Genomic DNA, 13,631 nt, shown 5'->3' on the forward strand with positions numbered 1-13,631 from the left:
GATCGCCACCCAAGAGTCGGCCACACTGGACGAAACGTGGCAGAATTCGTGGAATTGCTTACACCATGCCTAATGGAAATTGACCCAGAGCTTTTAGACCMCTCGACTCGCTAYMAGCTGCTGATTGGCAGCGTCGTGCCCCGCCCGATCGCCTTTGTCTCCAGCCTGTCGCCCGAGGGTGTGACCAACCTGGCCCCCTTCTCCTACTTCAACGCGGCGGGCCACAAACCCCTGGCGCTCATGTTTAGCATTAGCCTTAAGCCCGACGGCAGCGAAAAAGACACCCTGCGCAACGTGCGCCCCCCCAGCGAAGGCGGCACGGGCGAATACGTGATCAACCTGGCCGTTGAGTCCTACGCCCACCAGGTGGCAGAATGCGCCGAGCCGCTGCCCTACGGTGAGTCGGAGTTTGACTATGTGAACCTGTCGCCCGCCCCCAGCCGCGTCGTTCAGCCGCCCCGCGTGGCCGAGTCGCCCGTGGCCTTTGAGTGCCGCACCCTGCAAATTGTGCCGGTGGGCGAGTTCCACATTGTAATTGGCCAGGTGGTGCACCTGTTTGTGCGCGACGATGTGCTGGGCGAAAACAACCGCATCGATGTCGATAAAGTGGGAGCCATCGGGCGGATGGCGGGTTATGAATACTGCCGCACAGGCGATCGCTTTGAGATTCCCAACGGCTTTCCTCAGCAGCCCCAACTCTAGTGGCATGATTGGGTGAGCGATGAAGCGGAGAGCGACCGATGAGCGATGTGAGTGAGCAAGATTTGGGCCACGTGCGGCGGGCGATCGCCCTGTCCCGCAGCGCCCGCGAGGCTGGCAACCGTCCCTTTGGTGCCGTGCTGGCCGATGCCTCGGGCCAGGTGCTGGCCGAAGCCGAAAACAACCAGATCACTGAGCAAGACTGCACTGGCCACGCCGAAACCGTACTGCTACGGCAGATGGACAAAAGCCTTAGCTCAGACACCCTGCAAGACTGCACCCTCTACGCCAGCACCGAGCCCTGCCCCATGTGCGCCGGGGCGATTTTCTGGAGCGGGGTAGGGCGGCTGGTGTACGCCCTGGGCAGCGATCGCCTCTACAGCCTCCAGGGCGAGTCTCCCTTTCAGCTACCGCTGGCCAGTCGCGAGGTGCTCAAGCACGGCAAGCGCCCGGTCGAAGTGGTCGGCCCCGTGCTCGAAGACGAAGCCCTGGAGGTTTTTGAGGGATTTTTCTAAACCTGTCTGCCGTTGATGGCGTTGATTTGGCTGTTCTAGGGTTATGGATTTATTTAAGTTTGCGCTGGGGCCTTACGAGTTTTTTGCCGCCATCCTTGGGGGCGTGCCCCTTGTACTGGCAATCTTTTTGCTCTATAACCCGGCAACTGGCGTGCAAGATTTTGCTGGTTTAATGCAAACCAGTTTCTCGCTTCAGGTGTTGATCGCCTTGGCGTTCGTTAGCTATCTCTTGGGGGGCTTGGCCCAGGGCGTGACCTGGAAGTTTTTTTTGGCCCTCTGTAATATGTTCGATCGCGACCTGCACTATTTTTCCACCGAAGTTCTTTTAGCTCGAGGTGAGTGGCTGCAAGGGCTAGCCAAAGATGTTGACCCCAAAACCCTCGATTTTGAGAGCCGCCTAGTGCTGCTTCTGCACAATAAAGTCGGCATACCAAACAAGATGAATCATCTCTATTCGAGGGTCTGCTCTTATCTAAAAGAGAACAATAGACCCTCTCTAGTCACCGCAGATCTGTACCAGGCCACCCATATCATGTACCGCAACCTCTCATTTGGGTTGCTGATTCTGAGTGGGGTGTTTTTGGTCAACGTTTTCCGCGTTGGAGCGGTGTCCTTTGAGCAGGTGGCGTTATTTTTTGGGGCTTTGGTGCTGGCCTACATTGCGTTTGTTCGCTCGGCGTCGTTTAAGCGGTGGCACTCTAGGGAAGTTTTGCTGGGGTTTTACTTTGCCGCTTGCAACGAGCGATCGCCCTAGGGTGGGTCCTCAGTTCTCGCTACAATCCTGATTTCATCAGCGCTGCCGTGCCCATCCCAAACAACAGGCTAGAGGCTGTAACCGCTTACTCTTAGGTCATCAGCAGTTAATGGATGCTAGCCCCTAGCGCAGCGGGTGGTGTTCGGCCAGCAGTTTTTCGACCTTGGCTTCATCAATGCGGGCGGTGACCTGCTTGGCTTCGTGCAGATCGCGCACCGTTTTAGACAGGCTAGCGGTAGACCCCAGGGCAAACATCGTGCCCATGCCCATGTAGCCCTTTACCCAAGCATCGACCGGCAGGCAAAAAATGCCCAGTGACAGGCTGCCCACCGACAACACAAAGGCTAGCCAGGTCTGCACGACCCACGCCTGACTATGACTAGATGGCGGCTGCACAGAACTCATGATAATTAGCTCCTCAATACAATCGACTGCCTCAACCCTAGGCAAGGCCTTGCCCATAGAGCGTGGACAAGAGACAGTTTTTCAAATGCCCTCAGAAATAGGGTTATCAATACATCCTTGTTTGGCCGGTTTAGGCATTCTGCTGGCCTGATATGGCTTTGGCTAATTCGCTTAGAACAGTTCAACAACCCACTGCAAAACTGGGCAGCGATCTAGCGTATAGCTCTCGCCAACGGACGGCTGCAGGAAATGTCCTAACCCCTATGGCGAGGGCTACAACAGCCGAGCCGATTCCTGATCCTAAGCTTGAACTGTGCGCATAAAAAAGAGCCCAAGCTCAGCTCAGGCTCTCCTTCTGCCAATTGACGCTATCTATACGGCGATTTTGCCGCCGTCATTGCGGGTGATCACCACCGTGGCCGAGCGGGGGCGAGCATTGCCGCCATCGGGCCAGTGGCTGGTGAACTGGGTTGGGTCGGTAGCCGACTCGCTATTTTCGCCCGGGTGCTGAATGTTGACGAAAATGACCGTGCCATCGGGCGACTCGGTGATGCCGGTGATCTCACAGTCGCGGGGGCCAACCAAGAAGCGGCTAAGCACCTGGGGGCTAGCGGCCTGTCCCATGTAGGTTTTCACCTGCTGGTCGCCATCGCTGTTGATCGGTACGGCCTTACTGGTGACCATTTTTTCACCCCCGTCACCTACCGTGCCCGGCAGGGCGGCCAGCATCATGCAGTTGGTGGTGTCGGTGTAGTAGCCGTCGTCGGTTTGCAGCCACAGCAGGCCAGGCACGGCCTCGCTGAACCACAGGCCGTCAGGGCTAGAGAAGTCGTTCTCATCGCTCAGGCCCGAGAGGTTAACATCGGGGGCGGCATCGGCCTGGGCACCAAACAGGTAAACATCCCAGGTGAAGCTGGTGGCGGCGTGGTTGCCCTCGGCTTCGCGCCAGCGAATCACATGGCCGTTGACATTGCCCTTGTTGATGGTTTCGCCCTTGGCTTCGGCGTAGTAACGGGGGTTGGCGGCGTTGAGCGGGGTTTTGACGCCGCGCCCGCCGCTGCTCGACACGTTGTTGGTCAGGGTGAGGTAAACATCGCCATTGACCGGGTTGACGCCGCCCCACTCGGGCCGATCCATCTTGGTGGCACCAGCCGCATCGGCGGCGATGCGGGCGTTGATCAACACGTCGGCTTCGTCGGCAAAGTCGTAGTCGGCGTAGTTGGCGATCGCGGGGTTGGCCAGGGTCAGCGGCAGCCACTCGCCGGTGCCATCGTCGTTAAACTTGGCGGCGTAGAGGGTGCCAGCATCCAGGTACTTGTTCCCGGCGGCCATGCCTCGGCTGGCATCCTGCGGATCCCACTTGGCAGCAGAGACAAACTTATAGGTGTACTCGTTGCGGGCGTCGTCGCCAGAGTAAAACACCAGGGGTTGCCCCGCTACGGCGGCGGCTGGCCAGCACCCTTCGTGGGCAAAACGCCCGATCGCGGTGCGCTTTTGGGGCATGGCACTGGGGTTGAAGGGGTCGATTTCGACCACCCAGCCAAAGGTGTTGGCGACGTTGCGGTAGTCCTGGTTGGCGCGGCTGGCGGTTTTGCTAGCATCCCAACGCTGGTAGAGGTCGGCATTGCCAGTGGCCTCGGCCCGCGACCAGTTGTAGCGGCCCGAGGTTTCGTTGCCAACGCCGTAGCGCTTAAAGGACGCAACTTCCTTCGCGGTGCGGGCGCTGTCGTCTTCGCGCCGGTTGAAGTACCCAGCCCAGTTTTCTTCGCAGGTGAGGTAGGTGCCCCAGGGGGTGTAGCCATTGGCGCAGTTGTTGAGGGTGCCGCGAGTTTGCTCGCCGCTGGGCGAAAAGGCTGTGGCCATCATGGGGCTACGGCTAGCTGGGCCGCTGATTTGGCAGGGGGTGGCGGCGGTAACGCGGTGGTTGTAGCGCGAGTCGCGGTTCACCACATAGGTGCCCCCCTGCTTCACCACTTCCACCACGGTAACGCCGTGGGCAGCGACTTCTTTGTCGATCTCGATCGCCGGGCGGGCCTCGGTGCTCTCGGGGCCGTAGTTAGTGGGGCCGTTGGGGTGGACAAAGCCCAGGTCTTCGCAGACTTCATGGTTGATGGCGAGCAGGGCGCGCTCCGAACCGCTGGGGTCCCAGCCGTTGCCGGCCCGGTTGAGGCCAAAGTAGTGCATGGCGTCGTGGTGGTCACCGGCCCGAACGTCAAAGTCGTTGTCGGTGCCGTCGTTTTTGTAGGGGGTAACGTTGCTTTTGAGCGGGTCACCTGTGGCCAGCAGCACGCGGGCGGTATAGCCCTCGGGCACCACTAGCGCATCGGCAGTGCTCTTGGCCACGGGGCTAAAGCTGAGGCGCAGATCGGTAGCGGCTTTGGCAGTCCGCCCGGTCTGCTTGAGCGAGTCGGCCCCAAAAGCCAGGCCGGTGCCCAGCATAGCGGCCGCCGCCAGGGATGAACTGCCCTTCAGAAAGCTCCGCCGACCCAACTGAGCACGGGATAACACCTGGTCAAAGGAGTCATTGGTAGAGGGGTTATGACTCTCATCCTCAAAGTTGATCACTTTCTTGAGGACGGCGCGAAAATCTTGTTTTGCCATAGCAAAGCCAGCGAGTAGAGCTTTATCAGTTGTCCAAAAGATAATATGAGGCCCAGGTAATGAAAGACTTAATGACGGTTTAGCGATTAATTAAGAGACAGTGAAGGGACGGGGATTGCCGGCACAATTAACTGCCTAGCCGCCTTGGGCAAAAGCGCTGGCATGCCCTTCACCCAACCCAGAGCAAGCCATTGCGTCACGCCTGATCACAGGCATTACCATGGGATAATGGCCTCAGCTCATTGATGAAACTTCATGGTAAACCGCTACAAAATTGGGACGCGAATCGGGGCCGGATTCGCGCTGGGGCTGACGATTTTGACCCTGCTGGGGGCGGTGGCCTACCGAACCACCACTAGCCTGATTCGCAATGCCCAGCGAGAAAAAACGTCCTATCAGATTTTGGGGCACCTCAACGAGCTAGAGTCTGCCCTTGCCAACGCCGAAACCGGGCAGCGGGGCTATCTCATCACTGGCCAAGACGTCTACCTAGAACCCTACAACGAAGCCCTGGCTGAAATCGAGGCAATCTACGATGCGCTGGAGCAGCTTGCCGTTGACGACGCTACGGTCTCCAGTCGCCTCGATGCGCTAGATGCGCTGATTGATGCCCGACTGGTCAGGCTGCGAGAGGGCATTCAGCGGCGCAACACCGGGGGGTTTGCGGCGGCGCAAAACTTTATACTGACCGATCAAGGGCGGCAGCTGATGGAGCAGCTCCGCAACCTAATCGCAGAGATCAAGCTCGAGGAGGAGGCTATCCTGGTGGCGCGGGCTGACCGAGCGCGGCTGTCTGCCCAGCAAACTCTCTACACCATTGCCTTTGGCATTCCGGCCTCGTTTATTTTGCTATCGCTGGTGGGTTGGGCGCTGGCTCGCAATATCTCGCAGCCCCTGCGCCGCCTCTCCGATACCGCTGAGCAGCTGGCCAAGGGCGATCTATCCATCACCCTGCCCGACAGCACCGACACCGACGAGACCGGCATTCTCACCCGCACCTTTAACCTGATGGTGACCAACCTGCGGGAGACCATTCGAGCCAACGAGGAGCAGCGCTGGCTCAAGTCTAACCTGGCCGATTTGTCTCAGCATTTGCAGGGCCAGCGCAGTTTAGAGAGTCTGGCTAACCTGGTACTGACCTCCGTTGCTCCCCTGGTAGAGGCCCAGCAGGGCCTGTTTTACCTGCTCGATACCGCGGATGAAGGGCCTCGGCTCAAGCTGCTCAGCACCTATGCCTACCAGGAGCGCAAACACCTCTCGAACGAGTTTGCCCTGGGGGAAGGGCTGGTGGGACAGTGTGCCCTGGAGCAGCAGCGCATTTTGCTGACCGAGGTGCCGGGAGACTACATTCGCATTCGCTCTGGGCTAGGGGCCGCTCCGCCGCTCAACATTGTGGTGCTGCCCATTTTGTTTGAGCAGGAGGTCAAAGGGGTACTAGAACTGGCCTCGTTTCAGCGGTTTGACGAGCTTCAGCTCACCTTTTTGGAGGAGGCTAGCGCCGTGGCGGGGGTGATGATCAACGCGATCGCGGCCTACCTGCGCACCCAGAACTTGCTAGAGAAATCGCAGGTTTTGACCGAGGAACTGCGCCAGCAGCAGGAGGAACTGCTGCACAGCAACCAGCTGCTCGAAGAACGCACCCAATCGCTGCAAGAGTCGGAGTACATTCTGCAGCAGCAGCAGGAGGAACTGCAGCAGACAAACGAAGAGCTACAGCAGCAGCAGGAAGAACTGCAGCAGTCGAACGAAGAACTGCAGCAGCTCAACGAAGAAATGGAAGAAAAAGCCGAGCTGCTCGAAACTCAAAAACAGCAGGTCGAGCGCAAAAATCAAGAGATCGAGCTGGCCCGCCAGGCCCTAGAAGAGCAGGCCGCTCAGCTGGCCCAGTCGTCGCGCTACAAGTCAGAATTTTTGGCCAACATGTCCCACGAGCTGCGCACGCCGCTCAACAGCCTGCTGATTTTGGCCCAGATGCTCAGCACTAACAGCGACGGCAACCTGACTGAGAAGCAGGTTGAGTACAGCCGCACAATTCATGCGGCCGGGGTCGACCTGCTCGACTTGATCAACGATATTCTCGACATGGCCAAAATCGAGTCGGGCACAATGCAGGTGTCCGTAGAGCCTCTACCCTTTACGGCCATTCAAACAGAGCTAGCGCGCACCTTCGAGCCGCTGGCGGCCAGTAAGGGGCTGCGGTTTGAGATTGTGCTCGATGAGGCGCTGCCCTTCAACCTCTCAACCGACCCCAGGCGACTGCAGCAAATTCTCAAAAACCTGCTCTCTAACGCCATTAAGTTTACCGAACGGGGCGGGGTAACGGTGCATATCTCGCTGGTGGACGATAGCCAGGTGGCCTTTGCGGTCAGCGATACCGGCATTGGCATTGCGCCCGAAAAACAGCAGACTATTTTTGGTGCGTTTCAGCAGGCCGATGGCACCACCAGCCGCAAGTACGGCGGCACCGGCCTGGGGTTGTCGATCAGTCTACAGCTGGCTCAGCTACTGGGCGGTGCCCTGGAGCTGCAGAGCCAGCCCGATCGCGGCAGCACGTTTACCCTCCACCTGCCGCTGCAGTACGTTGCCCCCACCGTCGATGAGACGATACCACTGGTGCCCGTGACTCTGCCCCCCGCCGCCCCCGAACCGCCGCCCGCTGTGACAGGGGTCGACCGCCTGGAGCGATCGCTGCCGTCGCTGCCCGACAGCCTAGCGGATGACCGGACTCGGCTGCAGGCTGAGGGGAACGCCTCTGACCAGGTTCTGCTGGTGATTGAGGATGACCCCAACTTCGCCCGCATTCTGCTCGATATGGCTCGGGGGCAAGGCTTTAAGGTGCTGGTTGCCCTCGAGGGCCAGTCTGGGCTGGCCATGGCCCAGCGGTTTGTGCCCAACGCCATTACCCTCGATATGCACCTGCCCGATATGGACGGTTTGGCCGTGCTGGAGCAGCTGAAGCACGACCCCATGACCCGCCACATTCCGGTGCATGTGATGACGGTAAACGACCAGCAGCAGCGGGAATTTCAGATGGGGGCGATCGCCCATATTCAAAAACCCGTTGCCCCCGAAGTGCTGACGCAAACCCTGATCGACATCAAACAGTTTGTCGAACGGCGGGTGCGCTACCTGCTGGTAATCGAAGACGACCCCAACCAGGCCCAAAGCATCATTGAGCTGATTGGCGGCCCGGAGGTGACCAGCACCGCTGTACACACGGGGGCGGCGGCCCTGGCGGCCCTGCGATCGCAGCCCTGCGACTGTATTGTGCTCGATCTGGGCCTGCCCGATATGAACGGCTTCGACCTGATCGAGCAGATCAAGCAGGACCCGGCCCTGGTGCGGCTGCCGATTATTGTCTACACCGGCAAAGACTTGACCGAGGCCGAAGAGACCCAGCTGCGCCGCCTGGCCGAAACCATCATTATTAAGGATGTGCGATCGCCCGAGCGGTTGCTCGATGAAACCGCCCTGTTTTTGCACCGCGTGCAGGCCAATTTGCCGCCGGGTCAGCAGCAAATGCTAGAGCGACTGCAGCAGAGCGATCCAGCTCTGGCGGGCAAAAAGGTGCTGATTGTCGACGACGATGTGCGCAACGTATTTGCCCTCACCAGTCTGCTCGAACAGTACGACATGGACGTGGTATTTGCCGAAAATGGCCGCGACGGCATTGCCACCCTGCGGGCCAACCCCGATGTCGGCCTGGTGCTGATGGATGTGATGATGCCCGAGCTAGACGGTTACGAAACCACGCGCCTGATTCGCCGACAAGAGCAGTTTCGATCGCTGCCGATTATTGCACTGACGGCCAAGGCTATGCAGGGCGATCGCGAAAAGTGCATCGAGGCCGGGGCCTCGGACTACATTACCAAACCCATCGATACCGAACAGCTGCTGACCCTGCTGCGGCTGTGGCTGTACACCTGATCCTGGCTAAAAAATCCTCTTTTTGGAATATGGCCTGGCCAAAGGATTAGGCGACAATAGATCTTAAGCACGATGGGTTTTGGTTTAAACCTGTGCATAACACTCACGCCTTTAACCGTTGCTCGAACAACCTGTGCAGGATCAGTGGGTATCTTAAAGCCAGACGAAGTGGATATTCACTTGCTAATTGAGGGGCTATATCATCGGTATGGCTACGATTTTCGTAACTATGCCAAGGCATCTCTCAAACGCCGCATTCACAGCTTTTTGAAGGCCGAACAGCTCTCCAGCGTGCCCGAACTACAGGCTCAAATGCTGCGCGATCGCGCCTGCGCCGATCGCTTGCTGCTGGGGCTCACGGTCAACACCACGGCCATGTTTCGTGACCCCAGTTTTTACGTCGCCTTCCGTCAGCAGGTGGTGCCGCTGCTGCGTACCTATCCCTTCTTTAGAATTTGGCACGCAGGCTGCTCCACTGGGCAAGAGGTGTATTCTATGGCCATTCTCCTGCAGGAAGAAGGGCTTTACCACCGCTGTCGCATTTATGCCACCGATGCCAACGACAGGGTTTTACAAACGGCCAGACAGGGCATCTATCCGTACAAGCAGATGCAGGAATATACTCAGCTGTATTTAAAGGCAGGCGGGCGGCGCACCTTCTCCGAGTACTATACGGCCCACTACAACAACGCTATCCTGCGTCCTTTTCTGCGGGAAAGAATTGTCTTCGGTGAGCACAATTTAGTCACCGATGGCTCCTTTAATGAATTTAACGTCATTATCTGCCGCAATGTCCTGATTTACTTCAATCAGACGCTGCAAAACCAGGTGCATGAGCTGTTTTATAACAGTCTGTGTAAATTTGGTATTCTCGGCTTGGGTAAGCAAGAAACCATTCGCTTTACAAAGTATGAAACAGCCTATGAAGATCTGGCAAAAGCTGAAAAGCTTTACAGGAGGCGAAATTAGTGGCCTACGAACTAATCGCCATAGGCACTTCCCTGGGGGGGTTGTCAGCTTTAAAAACTTTGCTAAGATCGCTGCCTACGGCATTCCCGGCTGCTTTAGCGATTGTTCAACACCGCCACAAGGAGTCTGATCAGGGCTTAAGTTCTTTTCTGCAAAAGTTTACGGTTTTGCCTGTGCATGAAGTCGAAGACAAAGAGCGTATCCAGCCCGGTCACGTTTATTTTGCCCCCCCTGACTATCATTTGCTGGTAGAATATGGGTATTTTTCGCTCTCTGTCGATGAGCCAGTTTGCTACGCGCGCCCGTCTATTGATGTGTTGTTAGAGTCGGCATCAGACGTTTATAACGAGCGAGTTATTGGTGTTCTTTTGACCGGGGCCAATCACGATGGGGTGCAGGGTTTGTTGTCGCTTAAGGCACGGGGAGGCACGGCCATTGTGCAAGCGCCAGACACCGCAGAAAGTCCAATTTTGCCCGCCGCTGCGATCGCAGCCGTCGATGTTGACTGGGTTTTGCCGCTGGCTGATATAGCGCCCCGCCTCATTCACCTTTGCGCCGCAGCGGGAGTATAGGCATGACGACCCCATCTCCGGTCAACATTCTGCTAGTGGATGATCAGCCCGAAAACCTGGTGGCGCTGGAGGCTATTTTGGGCGACCTGGGGGTAAATCTAGTCAAATCAACCTCTGGCAAAGAGGCGCTGCGCTGTCTGCTGCAAGATGACTTTGCGCTGATTTTGCTAGATGTGCAAATGCCCCAGATGGACGGTTTTGAGGTGGCTACTCTGATTCGGCAGCGACCGCGATCGCAAGATACCCCAATCATCTTTTTGACCGCCTTTAGCAGCAGCGAACAGTTTATGTTTAAGGGCTATGCCCTGGGCGCGGTTGACTACCTGATCAAGCCCATCGCGCCCAACGTTTTGCTGTCGAAGGTGGCCATTTTTATTGAACTCTTTAAAAAGACCGAGGCGCTGCGGCAAAAAACAGAAACCCTGCAGCAGCAGGCCGCCCAGCTAGAGGCCATCAATACCGAACTGCAGACCAGCGAAGAGCGGTTTCGCCTGCTCAGCACTTGTTCTCCCCTGGGGGTATTTGTCACCGATACCGAGGGCCGCTGCGTCTACACCAATCCGCGTTTTCAGGTTATCTGTGGGAGGGGGCCAGAGCTGGCCCCAGCGGCTCCAGCCGTTCCAGAGTCGGAGTCGGCCAGTGGGGCAGTCCCAGGCCAGAGCTGGTTAGACTCGGTCCATCCCGACGACCTGGCGGCGGCGCGATCGACCTGGGCCGCCTACCTGCAAACTGGGCAAGACTACGTTCAAGAGTTTCGGCTGCGGCCCAGGGGCGAGATAGAGCGCTGGGCTTCTGTTCGCTCAGCCCGCATGGTGTCTGAGCAAAAAAACTTTTTGGGCTACGTGGGCACCGTTGAAGATATTACCGAGCGCAAGCGGGCCGAGGCCGCCAATGCCCAAGTTATTCGCGAGCAGGCAGCCCGCCAAGAAGCCGAGACCGCCAACCGCATGAAGGATGATTTCATTGCGGTGCTATCCCACGAGCTGCGCACGCCGCTAAACTCGATTTTGGGCTGGGCAAACTTGCTGCAGGCTGGCAAGCTAGACTCGCAAAAAGTTGAGTACGCCATCGACACCATTGAGCGCAACGCCCTGGCTCAAAAACAGCTGATTGAAGACATTCTGGATGTTTCACAGATTGTGCGGGGCAAGCTACAGCTGCACCGCCTGCCGGTAAATTTGGTTGCGGTTGCCCAAACGGCCTTAGAAACGGTGAGACCAGCGGCGACGGCCAAGGCGATCGCCCTGACCACCAATTTTCACGACTACGATCGCCTAGAGGTGACAGGCGACGCCCTGCGGCTGCAGCAGGTAATCTGGAATCTGCTTACTAACGCGGTCAAATTTACCCCCGAGCAGGGGCGAGTCGACGTTCATCTATCGGTTGTGACCCGTCTGCCCAAAGAAACGCTGTCTGCCGACCCTTGCCCCGAGAACAGCCCTGAAGATGGCGGCCCCGAGAATGGCTCTCGGGCTCCGGCCTATGCCCAGCTGCGCATTACCGATACCGGGCTGGGCATCGCCGCCGATTTCTTGCCGCACATTTTCGATCGCTTCCGGCAGGCCGACAGCAGCATTACGCGCTCCCAGGGGGGGCTGGGCCTGGGCCTGGCGATCGTTCATCACTTAGTCGAGCAGCACCAGGGCTGTGTTTGGGCCGAGAGCGACGGGCTCAATCAGGGGGCGGCCTTTACCGTTGCCCTGCCGCTGGCGCAGTCTACCTCCCCCCAGCCGCCGTCGGCCCTCGATCGTTTGCCCAATGAACCCCCTACCCGCGCCCTCCGTGGCCTGCCAATTTTGATCGTCGAAGATGACACCGACACCCGCGATTTTTTGGCCTTTTTGCTGCAGACCCAGGGGGCAGTGGTGACGACTACGGCCTCGGCGGAGGAAGGGCTGCGCCTGGTCGACTCGGTGCAGCCCGCCGTTTTGCTGTGCGACATCAGCATGCCCGACATGGACGGCTACACGCTGATTCGAAAAATTAGAAACCAGCTGCCCGCCCCCCAAGCAAACATTCCGGCGATCGCCATTACGGCCCACGCCCGCCTTTCCGACCAGGCCCAGGCGCTCTCTAACGGGTTTCAGAGCCATTTACCCAAGCCCATTGAGGCCGAAACGTTAGTTCGCACGATCCTACAGGTAACCAATTCAGTGCATGACCTCTCCAGGCCCGGACAAAATTGAATCAGCGTCAGTGCATTCAGGCCCGGTGCGTTCAGGCTCGGTGCGTTCAGTGTCGATCGCCGTTCCCCAGGGCAACATTCAGACGCTAGTCGCCCAGGCCGCCCAGAAGACTGCGCTGCCGCCTGTGGTATTTGTTCACGGCATGGGCTGCGCGGCCGATCTGTGGCAGGCACAGCTTAAAACAACCGCCCAGAGTAGAGACGCGATCGCTATTTCTCTGCGGGGTCACGGCACCTCTACCCCTCCTCCAGACGACGACTATTCTCCCGCCGCCTGCGCCGCCGACCTGTTTGCGGTGCTCGATGCCCTTGGGCTAGAGCACATGGCCCTGGTGGGCCACAGCTACGGCACCTGGGTTGCGATCGCGGCCGCCGCTGCCCAGCCCCAGCGCCTGGCTCAGCTCATTTTGGTCGACCCACCCATTGACTGTACCCGTTGCCCGGCCGATGTCTACAAGGCCCAAATTGCTCCCATGCAGGCCGCCATGCTGGGTAAGGGCTGGCGATCGGTGCTGCAGCAGTCCTTTCGCCAGGCGCTAATGGGGGGAACGCCAGAAACCCACCTTGAGATTTTGGCCCGCCTTGATCAAACCCCCGAGGCGGCGCTGCGCGGCACCAGCCGCGAGCTGTTTACCTTCCCGGCCGTCAACGCCCTCGATACCTACCTGGCTGTGCCTGCAGCCGATGTCCACCTTATTCTGGCCGACTTAGAGGCAAGGCCCTTTAGTTTGCACGCTCTGCGTCCGGCTCTGCCGACGACAGCGATTCCCAATACCGGGCACTGGCTGATGCTCGACGCTCCAGAGGCCTTTGCCCAAGCGCTCAACAGCTGCCTGGCAACGGTTTGATCAAAATCCGGACCCTATGGCCCTGATGCCACTGAGGCCCATTCGCTGGGGCCTAGGCATAGCCGAACCAGAGGCTCTATACGCATTCGCCCAGGTAAAGAATTCTCTCAGAGGCCACCATTTCGGTGTCATCTTGGTGAGAATCTAAACCGATGG

General features: G+C 58.4%; 10 protein-coding genes. 8 read left to right on the forward strand and 2 right to left on the reverse strand.

Annotated elements, in window-relative coordinates; translation table 11 throughout:
* The first annotated feature begins 72 nt into the window (after positions 1–72).
* Genes IQ265_RS01110 through IQ265_RS01120 form a run of 3 tightly spaced genes read left to right on the forward strand, consistent with a single transcriptional unit; the run spans position 73 to position 1,968 of the window.
* A complete protein-coding gene (locus IQ265_RS01110; protein WP_194050368.1) occupies positions 73–702 on the forward strand; it encodes a flavin reductase family protein in 630 nt (209 codons plus the stop codon).
* A 38-nt stretch (positions 703–740) separates the two neighbouring features.
* Complete coding sequence (locus tag IQ265_RS01115; RefSeq protein ID WP_194050369.1) at positions 741–1,214, forward strand: nucleoside deaminase; 474 nt, start codon at positions 741–743, stop codon at positions 1,212–1,214.
* A gap of 43 nt (positions 1,215–1,257) precedes the next feature.
* Entirely contained in the window at positions 1,258–1,968 is a 711-nt protein-coding gene (locus tag IQ265_RS01120) for a hypothetical protein (RefSeq protein WP_194050370.1), read from the forward strand.
* A 123-nt stretch (positions 1,969–2,091) separates the two neighbouring features.
* Here IQ265_RS01120 and IQ265_RS01125 read toward each other — a convergent pair whose 3' ends face one another.
* Together IQ265_RS01125 and IQ265_RS01130 are read right to left on the reverse strand one after the other, a co-directional pair.
* Positions 2,092–2,373 (reverse strand): YiaA/YiaB family inner membrane protein, encoded by a 282-nt coding sequence (locus tag IQ265_RS01125; protein ID WP_194050371.1) that lies wholly within the window; start codon positions 2,371–2,373, stop codon positions 2,092–2,094.
* A 372-nt stretch (positions 2,374–2,745) separates the two neighbouring features.
* Positions 2,746–4,974, reverse strand: coding sequence for a PhoX family phosphatase (locus IQ265_RS01130; RefSeq protein WP_194050372.1), 2,229 nt, complete (start codon positions 4,972–4,974; stop codon positions 2,746–2,748).
* A gap of 255 nt (positions 4,975–5,229) precedes the next feature.
* On the opposite strand from IQ265_RS01130, the gene IQ265_RS01135 reads away from it, so the two are divergent.
* The 5 genes from IQ265_RS01135 (at position 5,230) to IQ265_RS01155 (ending at position 13,475) form a co-directional block, all read left to right on the forward strand.
* Positions 5,230–8,901, forward strand: coding sequence for a response regulator (locus IQ265_RS01135; RefSeq protein WP_194050373.1), 3,672 nt, complete (start codon positions 5,230–5,232; stop codon positions 8,899–8,901).
* A gap of 144 nt (positions 8,902–9,045) precedes the next feature.
* Positions 9,046–9,870 carry a protein-glutamate O-methyltransferase CheR gene (locus IQ265_RS01140; protein ID WP_194050374.1) on the forward strand — a complete coding sequence of 275 codons (825 nt, stop codon included), beginning with the start codon at positions 9,046–9,048 and terminating at the stop codon, positions 9,868–9,870.
* Complete coding sequence (locus IQ265_RS01145) at positions 9,870–10,442, forward strand: chemotaxis protein CheB (protein WP_194050375.1); 573 nt, start codon at positions 9,870–9,872, stop codon at positions 10,440–10,442. The genes IQ265_RS01140 and IQ265_RS01145 overlap by 1 nt, the downstream gene beginning before the upstream one ends.
* A 2-nt stretch (positions 10,443–10,444) precedes the next feature.
* Positions 10,445–12,628: a response regulator gene (locus tag IQ265_RS01150; protein WP_194050376.1), complete on the forward strand. Its 2,184-nt coding sequence runs from the start codon at positions 10,445–10,447 to the stop codon at positions 12,626–12,628.
* Between the two features lie 49 nt (positions 12,629–12,677).
* Positions 12,678–13,475, forward strand: coding sequence for an alpha/beta hydrolase (locus IQ265_RS01155; protein WP_194050377.1), 798 nt, complete (start codon positions 12,678–12,680; stop codon positions 13,473–13,475).
* The last annotated feature ends 156 nt before the right edge of the window (positions 13,476–13,631 follow it).

The organism is Nodosilinea sp. LEGE 06152 (genome assembly GCF_015207525.1).
In the GTDB taxonomy this organism is placed as follows: Bacteria; Cyanobacteriota; Cyanobacteriia; order Phormidesmidales; family Phormidesmidaceae; genus Nodosilinea.